Below are 18,282 nucleotides of genomic sequence, written 5' to 3' on the forward strand. Positions count from 1 at the left end.
GGTTGATAGGCCAGATATGGAAGCCGGGTGACCGGTGGAGTTGACTGGTACTAATAGGCCGAGGGCTTGTCCTCAGTTGCTCGCGTCCACTGTGTTGGTTCTGAAATAACGAACTGTGTCATTGTCCGGTTTGTTTGTTTCATAGTGTTTCGGTGGTCAAAGCGTTAGGGAAACGCCCGGTTACATTTCGAACCCGGAAGCTAAGCCTTTCAGCGCCGATGGTACTGCAGGGGGGACCCTGTGGGAGAGTAGGACGCCGCCGAACAATTTTTAGAAAAGGGCCCGGTCGGGAGCTTAAAGCTCCCGACCGGGCCCTTTTCGCGTTTGTAGGCTGTCGCCATGCGCTATGACATGGTCATCTTCGACAACGACGGAGTACTCGTCGACAGCGAGCCGATCTCCAATCGGCTCCTCGCGGGCTATCTCACCGAGTTGGGGCATCCCACCAGCTACGAGGACTCCCTGCGGGACTACATGGGATCGGCAATGCACCGCATCCACGAGCTGGTCCTGGCGCGCACCGGGCAGCGGCTGCCCGCCGATTTCGACACCACCTTCCACTCCCGCGTCTTCACCGCCTTCCGCCGTGAACTGGAGCCGGTGGACGGCGTCGCCACGACGCTGAGCGGTCTGCGGGCGGAGGGGATCCCGTACTGCGTCGCCTCCTCCGGAAGCCATGAGCGCATCCGGGTCGCCCTGCGGAAGACCGGGCTCTACGACTTCTTCGGCGAGGACCGCATCTTCAGCTCCGAGGATGTGGGCCGCGGCAAGCCCGCCCCCGACCTGTTCCTCCACGCGGCCGAGCGGATGGGCGTCGCTCCCGGGCAGTGCGCTGTCGTCGAGGACAGCCCGCTCGGCGTGCGGGCCGCCCTGGCCGCCGGGATGGACGCGTACGGCTACACGGCCATGACCCCGGCCGACCGGCTCCCGGGCGCCCGGGCCCACTTCTCGGACATGGCCGAACTGCGAATACTGCTCAGCTCTACCCACAAGTAGCGTCTGGGGCCTACGCTCCTCGGCCATGACGGATACGCGCCCGGGCCCGCGGCTGCGGCATGGCCGGGCCTCGCTGGCCATCAGCTTCTTCGTCCAGGGCGCGATCTTCGCTCTGCTCGTGACCCGGATACCCGCGCTCCAGGACCGCTACGGGATATCCGACGGCCTGCTGCCGCTCTTCCTGGCCGCCGTGCCGGTCCTGGCCGGGGTGGGCAGCGTCACCACCGAACACCTCGTCAAGCGCGTGCGGCCGGGACGGGTGCTGCGCTGGGTCCAGCCCGTCGTCTCGCTCGCCCTGCTCGCGGCCGGGTCGGGCTCGGCGGTGTGGCAGCTGGCAGCGGCGCTCGCGGTCTTCGGCCTCACTGTCGGGGCGCTCGACGCGTCGATGAACATGCTCGGGGTGAGCCTGCAACGCGCGTACGGGCGCAGCATCATGCTCGGCTTCCACGCCGCGTACAGCCTGGGCGGGATCGCCGGGGCCTCGCTCGCCTGGGCGGGCGCGCACTGGGACCTGCCGCTGCCCGTGCTCTACGCGCCGCTGGTGGCGGTCCTCGTGCCCGTCGCGTTCGTCGCGGCCCGCTGGTTCGCGGACGACGAGGGCGGCGCGGGCGGCGCGGGCGGAGAGGGAGCCGCGGAGCACGGCGCCGTGAGCATGAAGCTGCTGCTGCCGCTCTGCCTCGTCATGGCCTTCGCCTACATCGGTGACTCCACGGTCTCCAACTGGTCCGCCAAGTACCTGGAGGACGTGCTGCACAGCTCCGATCAGCTGGCGACGGTGCCGTACAACGTCTACATGGTCACCACCCTCCTCGGCCGGTCCTTCGGCGACCTCGGGGTGCGGCGCTTCGGCGCGGCCGCCGTCGTGCGGGCCGGGGCGCTGCTCGCGGCGGGCGGGTTCGCGGTCGTCGCGGCGGCGCCCGGGGCCTGGGTGGGGATGCTGGGGTTCACGCTGCTGGGGCTGGGGCTGTGCGTCCTGGTGCCGCAGACGTTCGCCGCCGCCGGGCGGCTCTTTCCCGGGGCGTCGGACGCGGCCATCGCGCGCCTGAACATCTTCAATTACGTGGGTTTTCTGATCGGTTCGCCGCTGGTGGGCGCGCTGGGGGGCGCGTGGAGCTACCGCGGGGCGATGCTCGTGCCGATGGTGCTCGTCCTCGTGACGCTGGTCTACGCGAGGTCGTTCACCGCTGCACCAGCCCGATACGGTGACGGGCATGAGCGGCCGCGCACAGTTGATGTGGGATGAGGAAGTAACCGGATACGACTTCGGTGCCGGGCACCCGATGGATCCGGTCCGGCTCGCGCTGACCATGCGGTTGGTGGAGGCGTACGGGCTCGACCGGGCGGTCGAGGTGGTGGCCGCCAAGGCCGCCGGTGACTCGACGCTGCGGCTCGTGCACCGCCAGGAGTACATCGAGGCGGTGCGGCGGGCCTCGGCCGATCCGGCGGGCGCGGACGGTTCGTACGGGCTCGGGACCATGGACGACCCGGCGTTCGCCGGAATGCACGAGGCGTCGGCCCTGATCGCCGGGCAGTCGGTGGGCGCGGCGGAGAGCGTCTGGCGCGGTGAGGCGCTGCACGCGGTGAACTTCGCGGGCGGGCTGCACCACGCCATGCCGGGCGGCGCCGCCGGGTTCTGCGTGTACAACGACGCGGCGCTGGCGGTGGCCCGGCTGCTGGAGCTGGGCGCCGAGCGGGTCGCGTACGTAGATGTGGACGTCCACCACGGCGACGGCGTGCAGGCGGCCTTCTGGGACGATCCGCGGGTGCTGACCATCTCGCTGCACGAGCACCCGCGCACCCTCTTCCCGCAGACCGGATGGCCCGAGGAGACGGGTGGCGAGGGCGCCGAGGGCTCGGCGGTGAACGTGGCGCTCCCGGCCGGGACCGGGGACGCCGGCTGGCTGCGGGCGTACCACGCGGTGGTGCCGGAGCTGCTGGCGGCCTTCCGCCCGCAGGCGCTGGTGACCCAGCACGGCGCGGACACCCACATCGAGGACCCACTCGCGCACCTGGGCGTGACCGTGGACGCGCAGCGTGCGGTCGCGGAGAGCTGCCACCGGCTGGCGCACGAGTACGCGGACGGGCGCTGGATCGCCCTCGGGGGCGGCGGCTACGCGGTGGTGGACGTGGTGCCGCGGTCGTGGACGCATCTGGTGGCGATCGCGGCGGGGCGGCCGGTGGCGCCCGAGGCCGAGGTGCCGGAGGAGTGGCGGCGCGAGGTGTACCGGCGGACCCGGCTGGAGGCGCCGCGGCGGATGACGGACGGGCGTGAGCCGCGCTGGCAGGACTTCGCCGAGTCCGGCTACGACCCCGCGGACCGCCTCGACCAGGCGATTCTGGCGACCCGGCGGGCCGTATTCCCGCACCGCGGCCTGCTGCCGTAACCCTGCCGCCCGGGCTGCTTTTCGTACGCCGGTGTTAGGCCGACCGTGGGAACTCGGGGCGTTCGCCTTCGGGCGCGGGTGGTGATCCAGCAGCATCGGTGGGGTGTTGAGTACCGCCGCGCTGCGTGCGCATCTGCTGGCGGCGCGGCTCGCCGGGCCGGTGGCCACCAGCCGGGAGGAGAGCCTGCGCCGCTACCGGCTCTTCGCGGCCCGCGACCCCCGGGTGCTGCTGGGCCTGGAGCCCGAATACGACTGGTCCTTCACCGAATTGCTTCGCCTCATGGGGAGTAAATGCGGGGTTTCGGTCAACCCGGCGCATGTCTCCGGTCACGATGTGATCGACCCGGAGCGTACGATCGCCGCCCTGCAGACCTTCGCGGACCGGCTCCGGGCGGCCGCCGAGACCCGGGTACCGGTGCTCCTGGGCACCGGTCACCCCCACCGCCTCCTGGGTTTCTACGCCGCCTTGGCGTCGGCCCTCTCGGCGGCGGGATGCCCGATCCTCACCCCCGCGCAGGGGAGATGTGTCGACATAACGACTCGCTTTGGCGTACGTACGTACCAGCTCACCTACGTACGGGGAGTCGCGATGGTGCGGGAACCCGGCGCCCGGCCGACCGCGAGTGAGCCGGGCGCCCACAGTCACTCGCCCCTCCCGGTTCGCGTCGCCCTCGCCTGTGCCGCGGAGTCCGGCGGGCCGCTGCCGGGGCTGGTGATCGGGGACCACGGATGGGTCTGCGGAGCAGGTCAACTGGGGTTTGCGGCCATTGGGCTGGGTGACACCGACGACCCCGCGCTGTTCGTCGGGGAGGCAGAGGGACAGGTGTCCGTCGCCGTTCCACTTGATGACGCTGTGCGGTCTGGTTACTACCGGCCGCTTACTCGCTATGTACTCAATCGAGCGTGTCTGTCACAGTAGGCGTGCGATCGCTACTCCTCTTCCCCACTCGCATCACCCGCCCCTAACCTGGGGATGAGCGCGCATGCGAGCAGGAGTCACCGGAGGGGAAGCCGGTGCCCGACATGTGCGGAAGGTTCAGGTGGTGTGTCATGGCTGCTGGCGAACGGCCTCTGAATGAGGTTCAGTTTCTGACCGTGGCGGAAGTCGCCGCGGTGATGCGAGTCTCCAAGATGACCGTGTACCGCTTGGTGCACAGTGGTCATCTGCCGGCGATCAGGGTGGGCAGGTCCTTCCGGGTCCCGGAGCAAGCGGTGCATGAGTACCTCCGCGAGTCCTATGTGGGGGTGGAGTCCGCTTAGGCCACTAAGGCCGACGACCCTCGGATTACGTGGTTCGCCCGGTGGCGGGTAGGCTGGCCCGATGTAGGTCGTGTGGGCTCGGACGCCCCGCACCGAGTGATTCGAAGTGAGCGAGGGTAGTCGTGGGCTCTGTTATCAAGAAGCGGCGCAAGCGGATGGCGAAGAAGAAGCACCGCAAGCTGCTCAAGCGCACGCGCGTCCAGCGTCGTAACAAGAAGTAGGAACAGCGACGCTGTGTTCGTCCCGCAGCCCTTCCACCCATGGTGGAAGGGCTGCGGTGCGTTGAGCCGGGCCCCGGCTCAAAACGTCGCACCGCGCGGCGAGTGGTCATCACAGCGCAACATCGAGCGGTTACGGTGTTCCGCACAGCCCAGCTCGACAGCCCGGCTCGGACGAGGGTGGGAAGGAAGGCGCTGATCTTGGGAAAGGTCGTGCTCGTCACCGGAGTCGCCCGTCGGCTGGGGGGCCGATTCGTGCGGCGCATACAGCGCGAGCCGGACGTCGACCGGGTCATCGGGGTGGACGCGGTCGCTCCCGAACATCAGCTGGGCGGGGCCGACTTCGTGCGGGCCGATATCCGGCACCCCACGATCGGGAAACTGCTCGCCGAGTTCGGCGTCGACACCGTCGTCCACATGGACATCAACGGCACCCCGCTCGGCGCCCGCGGCAATCGCACCTCGGTCAAGGAAACCAACGTCATCGGCACCATGCAGCTGCTCGGTGCCTGCCAGAAGGCGCCGTCGGTCCAGCGGCTGGTGGTGAAGTCCAGCACCAGCGTGTACGGCTCCGCGCCCCGCGACCCCGCCGTCTTCGGCGAGACCACCCCGCCCAAATCGCTGCCGAGCGGTGGCTTCGCCAAGGACACCGTCGAGGTCGAGGGGTACGTACGCGGCTTCGCCCGGCGCCGCCCCGATGTCGCGGTGTGCGTGCTGCGCTTCGCCAACATCCTGGGGCCGTGCGCGGACTCCCCCCTCGCCGAGTACTTCGCGCTGCCGGTGCTGCCCACCGTCATCGGCTACGACCCGCGGCTCCAGTTCGTCCACGAGAAGGACGCCCTCGAGGTGCTGCGGATCGCCGCCTCCGAGCCGCGCCGCGGCACGCTCAACAGCGGCACGTTCAACATCGCGGGCGACGGGGTGCTGCTGCTCTCCCAGGCCGCCCGGCGGCTGGGCCGCCCCACCCTGCCGCTGCTGCTGCCGACCCTCCGATGGGCCCGCACCGCGCTGCGGTCCCTCGGCATCACCGACTTCTCGCCCGAGCAGATCCGGCTGCTCACCCACGGCCGGGTGGTGGCCACGACCCAGATGCGCGAGACGCTGGGGTTCGATCCCGAGTACACCACCGCCGGGGCCTTCGCGGACTATGCGCACAGCCGCGGTCCCGGGCTGCTCCCGCCCGAGACCCTCGCCCGTACCATCGACCGGCTCGGCGCACTGCTGCCCGCCGGAGCCCAGAAATGAGGAGCGCACCACCATGGCGGATGCCAAGGTCATTCCGTTCGGTGAGGAACCCCGGTCCCGGCGGAAGGGACTGCGCACGGGCCGCTCGAACCGGTCCCAGGGTCCGCTGAAGCCCGTACCGCAGCAGCGCGACGAGGAGCTGGAGCACCACCCCGAGACCGCCGCGTCGGCCGCCCCGCCACCGCCCCCGCACCCGCCGAAGCGGGCTCCGGGCGGCGGCGACTGGGAGCGCAAGCTCGCCCACGGGCTGAGCTTCCTGCGCCGCCGGATCACCGGCGAGTACGAGGTCGACGACTTCGGCTACGACGAGGACCTGACCGACCAGGTGCTGATGTCGATGCTCCGCCCGATGTACGAGAAGTACTTCCGGGTCGAGGTGAAGGGCATCGAGAACATCCCGGACAGCGGCGGCGCGCTCGTGGTCGCCAACCACTCCGGGGTGCTGCCGCTGGACGGGCTGATGCTCCAGGTCGCGGTGCACGACAACCACCCGGCCCAGCGCCATCTGCGGCTGCTCGCCGCCGATCTGGTCTTCGTGCTGCCGCTCATCAACGAACTGGCGCGCAAGGCCGGTCACACCCTCGCCTGCTCCGAGGACGCCCAGCTGCTGCTGGAACGCGGGGAGGTCGTCGGGGTGATGCCGGAGGGCTTCAAGGGGATCGGAAAGCCGTTCGCCGACCGGTACAAGCTGCAGCGGTTCGGCCGGGGCGGCTTCGTCTCGACGGCGCTGCGCGCCGGGGCGCCGATCGTGCCGTGCTCGATCGTGGGCGCGGAGGAGATCTACCCGATGGTGGGGAACGCGAAGACGCTCGCCCGGCTGCTGGGGATTCCCTACTTCCCGCTCACGCCGACGTTCCCGCTGCTCGGACCGCTGGGGGCGGTGCCGCTGCCGACGAAGTGGACGATCCAGTTCGGGGAGCCCATCCCGACGGACGGACATCCTCCGGAGGCCGCGGACGATCCGATGCTGATGTTCAACCTGACGGACCAGGTAAGGGAAACGATCCAGCACACTCTCTACAAGCTGCTGGTACAGCGCCGCTCGGTGTTCTTCTGAGGCGCTCTTCCGAGGGGCCTTTACGAGGTGCCTTTCCGAGCCGGGTGGGGCGGCGGGGTGCTCCCGCTGCCCCACCCGGTCGGCTACCTCGTGTCGTCGCCGTCGAGATCGAGCCCCGGCAGCAGGTCGGGCAGCAGCGGCGGGATGGTGATGTCCGGCTGGGACGGCTTGCCGCCGCCCGTTTCGCCCTTGCCCGCGGACGGGCTCGGCGTCGGGGCACCGGTCGGCGGGTCCAGCAGACCACCCGCGCCGCCCACCAGGCCCTGCTCCTCGGGGTCGGCCGACGCCGACGGACGCGGCCGGGCGGAGGCGTCCCCGGGGCGGCTGCGGCTCGGGGCGGCCGGGGAGGACGCCGACTGGCCGCGCTCCGGCTCCACCACGCCGGGGCGCGGCGGCAGCTCGCCGCTCGGCTGACCGGACTGCCCGTGCTGCTCACGGGAGGTGGGCAGCAGCGAGCGCAGCGGACCGACCTCATCGTCTATGGCGTCGAAGACCGAGCTGACCTGCTCGCCGACGTCCATGAGCTGGACCGGCAACTGCTCGCGCAGTCGGCTCCAGCCGTCGCGGTGCGATGTGGCGAAGCTGGACAGCTCCCGCATCGCGCCGAGCGAGCCGTCCCGCTTGTACACCTGGCGCAGCAGCCGGTGGCCCTCGGAGGCGTCGTGGCGCATCCCGGACAGGGCCCGGCGGATCTCGCCGAGCTGATCGTGGTCGAGGTCGCCGGAGCGGGACCGCTCCATCAGCCGACGGGCCTCGCTCAGCCGGACGGACGCCTGGTCCAGATAGATCCGGCCGCGGTCGGTGTCGTCGTCGGCCATCTCCAGCTTCAGGTCCTCCATGCCCCGCTTGAACCCGTAGAGGGTGTCGCCCGGGAGCGCGTCGGAACTGGCCGCGGCGACTCCGCCGAACGCGCCCGCCGCGACTCCCACGGTGAGCCCCCCGGCCGCGAGCCCCTTGGACCAGCGGGAGCGGGGGCGGAATCTGGACACCGGCGGTTTCGCGCGGTGGGCGCCGCTGGTGCGGCGGCGCTGCTCGGGAACGCGGGACGCGCCGTCGGCGAAGGCGGCCTCCATGGCGGCGATCAGCTGGGCCCGCTGGGCCGTTTTGACGTCGGCGGACAGTGTCGGGGCCGGTAGCTCGCCGAGCTGCCGCGCCAGGCCCATCAGCCGCTGCTGACCGGGGCTGTCCGCCGCGGGGCCCGATGGCTCGGCCCCGGTCGCCCCGGTCGTGTCCTGGGACGCCTGGTGCCGGCTCTCCAGAGCCTCCAGGGCCTCCAGCGCCTCGGCGAAGGCGTTCGCCCGCCGGTGCGCCGATACGTTCGCGATCACGGGCGGCACCTCCTCTTCTCGTGACGGTCGACTCCCCAGGACACCTGGAGGTTCCGTGCCCTGCGCGCGTCCACCCGATCGAGTGAGTGGACTACGGGCAGGGTACGACCGCGAGGCGCCTGCATCTCCCACAACGAGCGGCGCGGCACAGGGGTTACGCCCTCCCGATGATCGGACCACACGTCGCGTCGGCGCTTCCGGGGATCGGCGGGGTCAGCGGGCGTCGTCCGGCAGCAGCCGGGCCAGCGTGCGTACGGCCCGGTACTGCAGGGTTTTGATGGCGCCCTCGTTCTTCCCCATGACGCGGGCGGTCTCGGCGACCGAGAGGCCCTGGAGGAAGCGGAGCGTCACGCACTCCTGCTGCTGCGGGTTGAGTTTTCGTACCGCCTGGAGCAGCGCCGCGTTGGAGAGGGACTCCAGGACGGAGTCCTCCGGGCTGCGCTCGACCTCGTTGGCGTCGAGCATCTCGCCGGTGGTGACCTCCAGCCGGAAGCGGCTGGACTTGAAGTGGTCGGCGACGAGGTTGCGGGCGATCGTCACCAGCCAGGCGCCGAAGTCGCGGCCCTGCCAGGTGAAGGTCCCGATGCGGCGCAGGGCGCGCAGGAACGTCTCGCTGGTGAGGTCCTCGGCCGTGGCCCGGCCGCCGACCCGGTAGTAGATATAGCGGTACACCGTGTCGGCGTACTGGTCGTAGAGCCGGCCGAAGGCCTCGGCCTCGCCCGCCTGGGCGCGCTCCACGAGGTCCATCATCCGGCGGCTGTCGCTGTCGGCGCTGGGCCGGCGGGCGGTGGAGGTGGAGCCGCGGGAACGTCTGCCGACCGCCGCGCCGCCATCGGTGAGGGCATAGCAGGGGCTGGCGGTGCCGGACCGGCTGACCGTGCCGTCGGCTGGACCGGCCGAGCTGGCTGGACCGGCCGTACCGGCGGGCACGGGCGAGGCGAGGGCGAATGCGGGGACGAAGGCGGGGACGGCATACGCGGTGGGGACGAAGCCGCGCAGACAGTCAAGGACCGTTGCGCGCAGCGTAGCCAGGCCCGAGGCGTCAACCCCGACGTGTGGGTACACGGGACTCCCAGAGGCAGAGCTTCCATCACGTGCAGTACGGGACCGTTCACCCGCCGTAGGGACGCGTGGGTACCGGTTTGCGTCTAAGGAGAATAACGCTTCGTATAGGCGGCGCTACACCCAGTTGCTCAAATCATCGTTTCCGTCTGCTTCGTTATGGGTTGATGACAGATCAAGTGCCGAATGCAGTATGGGAGTTGATCGGAAACGTTCGCTGCTTGCCCGCTGGTGTGGCGTGTTGTGACAAACCGGCGGTAAGGGGACTGGCGGGGGCGCTATGGGGTAGGAAACGCGGATTGACTGAAACGGGACGGACGCGGTCGTTCGCTGACCCTCCGCATCGCTGCCCAAGCCGTCACGCAGCGCGACGATCAGTCAAGGCCGGGCATGCCCGGTCACCCTCGTACGGCGACGGTCGGTCACGGTGCCGGGGGCGACTCCAGAGGGGAAGAGACGCCCCCAGGAGTGAATGGGCCCTAGCGGCGTCGCCGGTGGAGGGCGACGGCGGCGGCCGTGCCGCCCGCCACCGCGCCGACCCCGGCCGCGGCCGGGATGCCGATGCGGGCCGCCTTGCGGCCGGTGCGGTAGTCGCGCAGCCGCCAGCCGAGGTCGCGGGCGTGTTTGCGCAGCTGCCCGTCGGGGTTCACGGCATAGGGGTGGCCGACGATCGACAGCATCGGGATGTCGTTGGAGGAGTCGCTGTACGCCGCGCAGCGGTTCAGGTCGAGCCCCTCGGCCGCCGCCAGCGCCCGTACGGCCTCCGCCTTCGCCGGGCCGTGCAGCGGTTCGCCGACCAATTTGCCGGTGTACACGCCGCCGACGGACTCGGCCACCGTGCCCAGGGCCCCGGTCAGTCCCAGCCGCCGGGCGATGATCGTCGCGGTTTCGACGGGCGCCGCGGTCACCAGCCACACCCGCTGCCCGGCGTCCAGATGCGCCTGGGCGAGGGCCCGGGTGCCGGGCCAGATGCGGTCGGCCATGTACTCGTCGTAGATCTCCTCGCCGATCGACATCAGCTCGGCGACCCGGTGACCCTTGACGATGGACAGCGCGCTGCTGCGCACGTCCTCCATGTGCGCCGGGTCCTCGACTCCGGCCATCCGGAACCACGTCTGCTGCCAGGCGAAGCGGGCCAGCTCGCGTTTGCGGAAGAAATGCCGCTTGTAGAGGCCGCGGCCGAAGTGGAAGAGCGCGGCGCCCTGCATGACCGTGTTGTCCAGGTCGAAGAAGGCGGCGGCCTGCTCGTCCCCGACGACGGGGAACTCCGGCTCGGCGGCGGTCTGTGGCGGGGGAGTCTCGGCCGACGACTTGCGCGCCGCCTCGGCCGATGCCTCTCCGGCGAGGACGCTCCGCTCCGTGGCGGGCTGTCGACGTCGGGTGAACCATCCCAGTGCAGCCATGGAGCGAGCATAGCCACGCCCACGGTGCTTCCCGTTACGCCCGGGTGTCGGCCGGATTCAGGTTACGCGAAAGAGGGGCGGGCGAAAGGCGCCCCGGTGGCGGCCGCCGTCAGCCGCCGAGGGCGGTGCGCAGCCGCTTCGGGTCGACCCGCCAGAAGTCGTGCTGGGCGCCGTCGACCAGGATCACCGGGATCTGCTCCCAGTACTTGCGGTACAGCTCCTCGTCCTGGGTGATGTCCTTCTTCTCCCAGGGGGTGCCCAGCTCGCCGCAGATCTTCTCGATCACGGCCTCGGCGTTCTCGCAGAGGTGACAGTCGGGCTTGCCGATCAGCGTCACCGTGCGCTCGCTGGGCTTCTTGCGGGGGCTACGGCGCAACAGCGGACTCATGGCCCCATTGTGCGCTCCCGGCGAGTTCGGCGGTGGGGCCCCGGTCGGTTTACGATCGTGGGCGATTTGTTGCTGTCCGGGGGTAAAACGGTGAGGAGTGAGGGCCCGTGCTCCCCTCGGCGGCTCCGCGGTGCGTGCGCGACCACGGGGAACGGTGCGACGCTGGTGGTGGTTCCGTGGCCAGGTCGAATGGGTGCGTGACACCGGTCACTTTGCTCGGACAAAGCGGACACCATCTTTGTGCACGCGTTCACAAAGACATAGCCTGCTGTCGATGGGGCGGCCTCACGCCATCCGGCCGCCCGCAGCCCCGCTCTACCCGCAGGAGCACCGTGGCAACTGGCCGAACTCACCGACCGGCGACCCGAAGCCGAGGAATCCCCGAGGCCACCGTCGCCCGGCTACCGCTGTATCTGCGCGCCCTGACCGCGCTCTCCGAGCGCTCGGTCCCCACGGTGTCCTCCGAGGAACTCGCGACCGCCGCCGGGGTCAATTCGGCCAAGCTGCGCAAGGACTTCTCGTATCTCGGCTCGTACGGCACCCGCGGTGTCGGCTACGACGTGGAGTACCTCGTCTACCAGATCTCGCGGGAGCTCGGCCTCACCCAGGACTGGCCGGTCGTGATCGTCGGTATCGGTAATCTCGGCGCCGCGCTCGCCAACTACGGCGGCTTCGCCTCCCGCGGCTTCCGGGTCGCCGCGCTGATAGACGCCGATCCGGCGATGGCCGGGAAGCCGGTCGCGGGCATCGCGGTGCAGCACACCGACGAGCTGGAGAAGATCATCGACGACAACGGGGTCTCGATCGGTGTGATCGCCACCCCGGCCGGCGCCGCCCAGCAGGTCTGTGACCGCCTCGTCGCGGCCGGGATCACCTCGATCCTCAACTTCGCGCCCACCGTGCTGTCCGTCCCGGAGGGTGTGGACGTCCGTAAGGTCGATCTCTCCATCGAGCTGCAGATCCTCGCCTTCCACGAGCAGCGCAAGGCGGGCGAGGAGGCCACCCCTCCCGAGCGGGAGACGGCCGGAACCGGCGAGCCGGGTGTCGCGACGACGCCCAAGCCGTCCTCCGCCACCTCGCAGCGCCCGGCCGCCGGTGGGTCCGGCGGTGACGGCAGTCGGCAAGGACCTGACGGGGATGTGCCCGCCGTGATGCCGGCATGAGTCTCCTCGTCGTCGGCATGAGTCACCGCAGCGCGCCCGTGAGCGTGCTGGAGCGCGCCGCGCTGGTGGGTGACGAGCAGGTGAAGCTGTTGCAGGACACGCTCGCCGCCGATCCCGCCACCGAGGCCGCGGTGCTGGCCACCTGCAACCGGATCGAGCTGTACGCCGATGTGGACAAGTTCCACGCCGGTGTGGCCGAACTGTCCACCCTGATCGCCCAGCACACCGGCGTCGGCCTGGACGAGCTGACCCCGTATCTCTATGTGCACTACGAGGACCGGGCCGTCCACCATCTCTTCTCGGTGGCCTGCGGGCTGGACTCGATGGTCGTCGGCGAGGGCCAGATCCTCGGCCAGATCAAGGACGCGCTCGCGCTCGGGCAGGAGCTGCACACCGCGGGCCGGATGCTGAACGACCTCTTCCAGCAGGCGCTGCGGGTCGGCAAGCGGGCGCACAGCGAGACCGGGATCGACAAGGCCGGGCAGTCGCTGGTGACCTTCGGCCTGGAGCAGCTGGCCGGGGCCGAGCCGGTGGCGCGGTGGGCGGCCGGGAAGCGCGCGCTGGTGATCGGCGCGGGATCGATGTCCTCGCTGGCGGCGACGACCCTCGCGCGGGCCGGTGTGGCAGAACTGGTGATCGCCAACAGGACGTTGGAGCGGGCCCTGCGGCTCGCCGAATCCCTCGCGGGCCACCACGCCGGGCTGGGCGCCGACGTCGCCGACCGGGCGGCCGACGCCGCGCGCGAGGCCGCCGCGGAGCAGCGGCCCGGCCTGATCGCCCGCGCCGTGCCGCGCGACCGGGTCGCGAACGAGCTGCCGCACGCCGACATCGTCGTCTCCTGTACGGGCGCGACCGGCCTGGTGCTCACCGAGGACGATCTGCGCACCGCCCTCACCCAGCGGGCGGGCTGTCCCACCGGCGGGCACGCCGCCACCGTCTCGCTGCTGGACCTGGCGATGCCGCGCGACATAGACGCGGCGGCGCACCGGATCGAGCGGCTGCGGCTGGTCGACATCGAGTCCCTCGCCGAGGCGGCCGCCACCCCCGCCGACTCCGACGCCTCGGGTTCCTCCGCGGTGGCGCTCGCCGCCGACGTCGACACGGTCCGCGGAATCGTCTCCGCCGAGGTGTCCGCCTTCGGGGCGGCCCAGCGCGCCGCGCACATCACGCCGACCGTGGTCGCGCTGCGTACCATGGCGGCAGATGTCGTCGCGAGTGAGATCGCCCGGCTCGACGGACGCCTGCCCGATCTGGACGACAAGCAGCGCTCGGAGATCACCCAGACCGTGCGCCGGGTCGTCGACAAGCTGCTGCACGCGCCCACCGTGCGGGTCAAGGAGCTGGCGAGCACTCCGGGCGGCGCGGGATACGCGGACGCGCTGCGCGAGCTCTTCGACCTCGACCCCCAGGCGGTTGCCGCCGTCAGCCGGGCCGACACGGGCGGCTCGGGCCCGGCGGCCGCCGCCGAACCGAACGACCCGAAGGGAGGCCGGGCATGACCACCGCCCCCGCCACCCCGCTGCGGCTGGGAACCCGCCGCAGCGCGCTCGCCAAGGCCCAGTCGGGGCTGATAGCCGACGCGGTGCACGAGCTGACCGGCCGCCCCGTCGAGCTGGTCGAGATCACGACGTACGGGGACGTCTCGCGCGAGCAGCTCGCGCAGATCGGCGGCACCGGCGTCTTCGTCTCGGCGCTGCGCGAGGCGCTGCTGAGCGGCGAGATCGACTTCGCCGTCCACTCGCTGAAGGACCTGCCGACCGCCGAGCCGGAGGGCCTGACGCTGGCCGCGATCCCGCGGCGCGAGGACCCGCGCGACGCGCTGATCGCGCGCGACGGCCTCACCTTCGAGCAGCTGCCGCCCGGCGCCCGGATAGGCACCGGCTCGCCGCGCCGTGCCGCGCAGCTCAACGCGTGGGCGCGGTCGTCCGGTCTCGACGTCGGGACCGTGCCGATCCGCGGCAACGTCGGCACCCGGATCGGCTACGTCCGCTCCGGTGAACTGGACGCCGTGGTGCTCGCCGCCGCGGGGCTGATCCGCCTCGGGCAGATCGGCGAGGCGACCGAGATCCTCGACGCCGACCATGTTTTGCCCGCCCCCGGCCAGGGGGCCCTGGCAGTCGAATGTGCCGCGGCCGACGCGGAGCTGACTGCCCTGCTCGCCGGACTCGACGACCCGCACACGCGGGCCGCCGTGACCGCCGAGCGTTCCCTGCTCGCCGCCCTGGAGGCCGGCTGCAGCGCACCTGTGGGGGCGCTGGCCGACCTGCTGGGCGACGGTCAGGTTGTCACCGAAATGCGCCTGCGCGGCGTCGTCGGCACGACCGACGGCTCGACGCTGGTGCAGCTGTCCACCACCGGTCCCGTACCCGCGTCGCCCGACAAGGCCGCGGACCTCGGTCGCGAACTCGCCGCCGAGATGCTTGCCAAGGGTGCGGCCGGTCTTATGGGGGAGCGAGCACTTTGAACCCCAACGCCCCTAACCACCCCGGCTGCGGGCACGTCACCTTTCTCGGTGCGGGCCCCGGAGATCCGGGCCTACTGACGCTGCGTGCCGTGGAGGCACTCGCAGCCGCGGACGTGCTGATCGCCGACCCGCAAGTGCTCGACGTGGTACGTACGCACGTCAGGCCGGGCGTGGCCGCCGAAGCTCAGGGCACGCCTGGGCAGGCGGATCATGACGTGTCGTCAGGCACCGCCGAGGTCCCGGTACTCCGGGACAGCACCAATCTTGTCATGGCGGCCGCGCGCGGCGGCAAGCGGGTCGTCCGCGCGGTCGCGGGCGACCCTGGCCTGGACGGATACGCCGCCGACGAGATGCTGGCGTGCGCCGCCGAGGGCATCGTCTTCGAGGTGGTCCCCGGTGTCGCGGCCGCGGTGGGCGTGCCCGCCTACGCGGGTGTGCCGCTGCGGGACTCCCAGGGCGCCGATGTGCGCTTCGTGGACGCCCGTAAGGCCGACGAGCGCTGCTGGAGCGAGGTCGGCTCGTCCGACTCGACGGCCGTCGTCTCCGCCACCCTGGAGACGGTCGCGGCCGCCGCGGGCGAGCTGGTGTCCGCTGGCCGCAAGCCGGACACCCCGCTGACGGTCACCGTCGCCGGTACCACCACCCGCCAGCGCACCTGGACGGCGACGCTCGGCACCATCGCGCAGGTGCTGAAGTCCGCGAAGGTGCTGCCGTCGCCGCAGGGCGCGCAGCCCGTGATAGCGGTCGTCGGCGAGAGCGGCGCGGCCGAGCGGCGCGACCAGCTGTCCTGGTTCGAGTCCAAGCCGCTGTTCGGCTGGAAGGTCCTGGTGCCGCGCACCAAGGAGCAGGCCGCCTCGCTCTCGGACCAGCTGCGTTCGTACGGCGCGGTGCCCAGCGAGGTGCCGACGATCGCCGTCGAGCCGCCGCGCACCCCGCAGCAGATGGAGCGCGCGGTCAAGGGCCTGGTCACTGGGCGCTACGAGTGGATCGCCTTCACCTCGGTCAACGCGGTCAAGGCGGTGCGCGAGAAGTTCGAGGAGTACGGGCTCGACGCCCGCGCGTTCGCCGGGATCAAGGTCGCGGCGGTCGGCGAGCAGACCGCCAAGTCGCTGATCGAATTCGGTGTGAAGCCGGACCTGGTGCCCAGCGGTGAGCAGTCCGCGGCCGGGCTGCTGGATGACTGGCCGCCGTACGACCCGGTCTTCGACCCGATCGACCGGGTGTTCCTGCCGCGTGCCGACATCGCCACCGAGACCCTGGTCGCCGGGCTGATCGAGCTGGGCTGGGAGGTCGACGACGTCACCGCGTACCGCACCGTGCGCGCCTCGCCGCCGCCCGCCGAGACCCGTGAGGCGATCAAGGGCGGCGGGTTCGACGCGGTGCTGTTCACCTCGTCGTCCACCGTGCGGAACCTCGTCGGTATCGCGGGCAAGCCGCACAATGTCACTGTCATCGCCTGTATCGGCCCGGCCACCGCGAAGACCGCGGAGGAGCACGGCCTGCGGGTGGACGTGCTGTCGCCCGAGCCCTCGGTGCTCAAGCTGGCCGAGGCGCTCGCGGACTTCGGCGCGGCGCGGCGCAACGCCGCGGTGGAGGCCGGGGACCCGGTCACGCGCCCGAGCGAGCGACGGCCCGGATCGCGAAGGAGGGCACGCTCTTGAGCACGCGGTACGGCAACTTCCCCGGGGCCCGTCCCCGTCGGTTGCGCACCACACCGGCGATGCGGCGCATGGTCGCCGAGACCCGGCTGCACCCGGCCGAGCTGATCCTGCCCGCGTTCGTGCGGGAGGACATCAGCGAGCCGGTGCCGCTGCAGTCGATGCCGGGCGCCTTCCAGCACACCCGGGACTCCCTGCGAAAGGCCGCGGCCGAGGCGGTCGAGGCGGGCCTCGGCGGGATCATGCTGTACGGGGTGCCGGAGGAGTCCAAGAAGGACGCCGTCGGCACGCCCGGCACCGACCCGGACGGCATCCTCCAGGTCGCCCTCCGCGATGTGCGCGCCGAGGTCGGCGACGACCTCGTGATCATGTCCGACCTGTGTCTGGACGAGCACACCGACCACGGCCACTGCGGCGTCCTGGACGCCGAGGGCCGGATCGACAACGACGCCACCCTGGAGCGCTACGCCGAAATGGCCCGCGTCCAGGCCGAGGCGGGCGCCCACACGGTCGGCCCGAGCGGCATGATGGACGGCCAGGTCGCCGTCATCCGCGAGGCCCTCGACGGCGCGGGTCACCAGGACGTGTCGATCCTGGCGTACACCGCCAAGTACACCTCCGCCTTCTACGGCCCGTTCCGCGAGGCGGTCGGCTCGTCCCTCCAGGGCGACCGCAAGACGTACCAGCAGGACCCGCCCAACGCCCGCGAGGCGCTGCGCGAGCTGGAACTGGACCTGGCCGAGGGCGCCGACATGGTCATGGTCAAGCCGGGGCTCCCGTACCTGGACATCCTGTACCGCATCGCCGAGGCGACGGACGTGCCGGTGGCCGCGTACCAGATCTCCGGCGAGTACGCGATGGTCGAGGCGGCCGCCGCGAACGGCTGGGTCGACCGCGACCGCGCCATCATGGAAACCCTCACCTCGTTCCGCCGCGCGGGTGCGGCGATGATCCTCACGTACTGGGCCACGGAGGCCGCCCAGCGCCTGAACCGCGGCGAGTAGGTCTTCGCCCCACGCCGTACGGGCCGCATGCGCACCAAGCGCATGCGGCCCTGCTGCGTTTCGCCCGAGTGACATGCTGGGACCCGCGTCGGCGAAGGGGAGTGGCTCATGCGGTGGACCGTCCATGGCGAGCGGCAGATCTACAGCAACCCGTGGGTGAACCTGTGGCTCGTCGATGTCCAGCAGCCGGACGGTCATCGTTGGGAACACCATGTGGTGCGGATGCGGCATCTCGCGGTCGCCGCCGTGGTCGATGAGCAGAAGCGAGTGCTGATGATGTGGCGGCACCGGTTCGTCACCGACACTTGGGGCTGGGAACTGCCCATGGGTCTCATCGAGCCCGACGAGACCCCGGAGCAGGCCGCCGTGCGCGAGGTCGAGGAGGAGACCGGCTGGCGCGTGGAGGCGGTGAAGCCGCTGGTGTACGCCCAGCCTGCGAATGGCATCACCGACTCCGAGCACCATGTCTTCCGCGCCGACGGCGCCACGTACGCCGGTCCGCCGACCGAGCTGAACGAATCGGACCGCATCGAGTGGATTCCGCTCGCGGGGATCCGCGGGATGATCGACCGCCGCGAGATCGTCAGCAGCGGCAGCCTGGTCGGCCTGCTGTACCTGCTCCTGGACGAGGCCACCAAAGCGGTTGGTTAGG

18 protein-coding genes and 1 rRNA gene are annotated in these 18,282 nt (G+C 71.2%); 15 read left to right on the forward strand and 4 right to left on the reverse strand.

Annotated features, from left to right (window positions below; genetic code table 11):
• Positions 1-148 precede the first annotated feature (148 nt).
• The 9 genes from rrf (at position 149) to ACZ59A_RS07185 (ending at position 7,160) form a co-directional block, all read left to right on the forward strand.
• A 5S ribosomal RNA gene (gene rrf, locus ACZ59A_RS07145) occupies positions 149-265 on the forward strand.
• 74 nt (positions 266-339) lie between these two features.
• Positions 340-996, forward strand: a complete 657-nt coding sequence (locus tag ACZ59A_RS07150; RefSeq protein ID WP_470954711.1) for an HAD family hydrolase — start codon at positions 340-342, stop codon at positions 994-996.
• A 25-nt stretch (positions 997-1,021) separates the two neighbouring features.
• Complete coding sequence (locus ACZ59A_RS07155) at positions 1,022-2,239, forward strand: MFS transporter (RefSeq protein ID WP_470954713.1); 1,218 nt, start codon at positions 1,022-1,024, stop codon at positions 2,237-2,239.
• A complete protein-coding gene (locus ACZ59A_RS07160) occupies positions 2,208-3,380 on the forward strand; it encodes an acetoin utilization protein AcuC (RefSeq protein WP_470954716.1) in 1,173 nt (390 codons plus the stop codon). Before ACZ59A_RS07155 ends, ACZ59A_RS07160 begins: the two co-directional genes overlap by 32 nt.
• Positions 3,381-3,483: 103 nt before the next feature.
• Complete coding sequence (locus ACZ59A_RS07165) at positions 3,484-4,299, forward strand: phosphatase (protein ID WP_470954717.1); 816 nt, start codon at positions 3,484-3,486, stop codon at positions 4,297-4,299.
• A gap of 131 nt (positions 4,300-4,430) precedes the next feature.
• Positions 4,431-4,640, forward strand: coding sequence for a helix-turn-helix domain-containing protein (locus ACZ59A_RS07170; RefSeq protein WP_135341538.1), 210 nt, complete (start codon positions 4,431-4,433; stop codon positions 4,638-4,640).
• Between the two features lie 122 nt (positions 4,641-4,762).
• On the forward strand, positions 4,763-4,861 hold the full coding sequence (locus ACZ59A_RS07175) for a 30S ribosomal protein bS22 (RefSeq protein ID WP_003948845.1): 99 nt from the start codon (positions 4,763-4,765) through the stop codon (positions 4,859-4,861).
• 198 nt (positions 4,862-5,059) lie between these two features.
• Positions 5,060-6,103 (forward strand): NAD-dependent epimerase/dehydratase family protein, encoded by a 1,044-nt coding sequence (locus tag ACZ59A_RS07180; protein WP_468054498.1) that lies wholly within the window; start codon positions 5,060-5,062, stop codon positions 6,101-6,103.
• Positions 6,104-6,116: 13 nt separating this feature from the next.
• Entirely contained in the window at positions 6,117-7,160 is a 1,044-nt protein-coding gene (locus ACZ59A_RS07185; RefSeq protein WP_470954720.1) for a lysophospholipid acyltransferase family protein, read from the forward strand.
• Between the two features lie 83 nt (positions 7,161-7,243).
• Here ACZ59A_RS07185 and ACZ59A_RS07190 read toward each other — a convergent pair whose 3' ends face one another.
• The 4 genes from ACZ59A_RS07190 to ACZ59A_RS07205 form a co-directional block, all read right to left on the reverse strand.
• On the reverse strand, positions 7,244-8,488 hold the full coding sequence (locus ACZ59A_RS07190; RefSeq protein WP_470954723.1) for a DUF5667 domain-containing protein: 1,245 nt from the start codon (positions 8,486-8,488) through the stop codon (positions 7,244-7,246).
• Between the two features lie 213 nt (positions 8,489-8,701).
• Positions 8,702-9,553 (reverse strand): ECF subfamily RNA polymerase sigma factor, BldN family, encoded by an 852-nt coding sequence (locus tag ACZ59A_RS07195; protein ID WP_470954726.1) that lies wholly within the window; start codon positions 9,551-9,553, stop codon positions 8,702-8,704.
• Positions 9,554-10,029: 476 nt separating this feature from the next.
• On the reverse strand, positions 10,030-10,953 hold the full coding sequence (locus ACZ59A_RS07200; RefSeq protein WP_470954729.1) for an HAD family hydrolase: 924 nt from the start codon (positions 10,951-10,953) through the stop codon (positions 10,030-10,032).
• Positions 10,954-11,062: 109 nt separating this feature from the next.
• Complete coding sequence (locus ACZ59A_RS07205; RefSeq protein ID WP_468054489.1) at positions 11,063-11,341, reverse strand: glutaredoxin family protein; 279 nt, start codon at positions 11,339-11,341, stop codon at positions 11,063-11,065.
• Between the two features lie 332 nt (positions 11,342-11,673).
• Here ACZ59A_RS07205 and ACZ59A_RS07210 point away from each other — a divergent pair, with 332 nt between their 5' ends.
• The 6 genes from ACZ59A_RS07210 to ACZ59A_RS07235 all read left to right on the forward strand — a co-directional run bounded on the left by ACZ59A_RS07210 (position 11,674) and on the right by ACZ59A_RS07235 (position 18,281).
• Complete coding sequence (locus tag ACZ59A_RS07210; protein ID WP_470954732.1) at positions 11,674-12,504, forward strand: redox-sensing transcriptional repressor Rex; 831 nt, start codon at positions 11,674-11,676, stop codon at positions 12,502-12,504.
• Positions 12,501-14,003: a glutamyl-tRNA reductase gene (locus ACZ59A_RS07215; RefSeq protein ID WP_470954735.1), complete on the forward strand. Its 1,503-nt coding sequence runs from the start codon at positions 12,501-12,503 to the stop codon at positions 14,001-14,003. Before ACZ59A_RS07210 ends, ACZ59A_RS07215 begins: the two co-directional genes overlap by 4 nt.
• Entirely contained in the window at positions 14,000-14,968 is a 969-nt protein-coding gene (hemC, locus tag ACZ59A_RS07220) for a hydroxymethylbilane synthase (RefSeq protein WP_470954737.1), read from the forward strand. Before ACZ59A_RS07215 ends, hemC begins: the two co-directional genes overlap by 4 nt.
• Positions 14,965-16,629, forward strand: a complete 1,665-nt coding sequence (locus ACZ59A_RS07225; RefSeq protein ID WP_470954740.1) for a bifunctional uroporphyrinogen-III C-methyltransferase/uroporphyrinogen-III synthase — start codon at positions 14,965-14,967, stop codon at positions 16,627-16,629. The genes hemC and ACZ59A_RS07225 overlap by 4 nt, the downstream gene beginning before the upstream one ends.
• Positions 16,626-17,630, forward strand: a complete 1,005-nt coding sequence (gene hemB, locus ACZ59A_RS07230) for a porphobilinogen synthase (protein ID WP_470954743.1) — start codon at positions 16,626-16,628, stop codon at positions 17,628-17,630. The genes ACZ59A_RS07225 and hemB overlap by 4 nt, the downstream gene beginning before the upstream one ends.
• 108 nt (positions 17,631-17,738) lie before the next feature.
• Positions 17,739-18,281: an NUDIX hydrolase gene (locus tag ACZ59A_RS07235; RefSeq protein ID WP_470954745.1), complete on the forward strand. Its 543-nt coding sequence runs from the start codon at positions 17,739-17,741 to the stop codon at positions 18,279-18,281.
• Position 18,282: the final 1 nt, after the last annotated feature.

It is taken from the genome of Streptomyces sp. NPDC040405 (assembly GCF_055595765.1).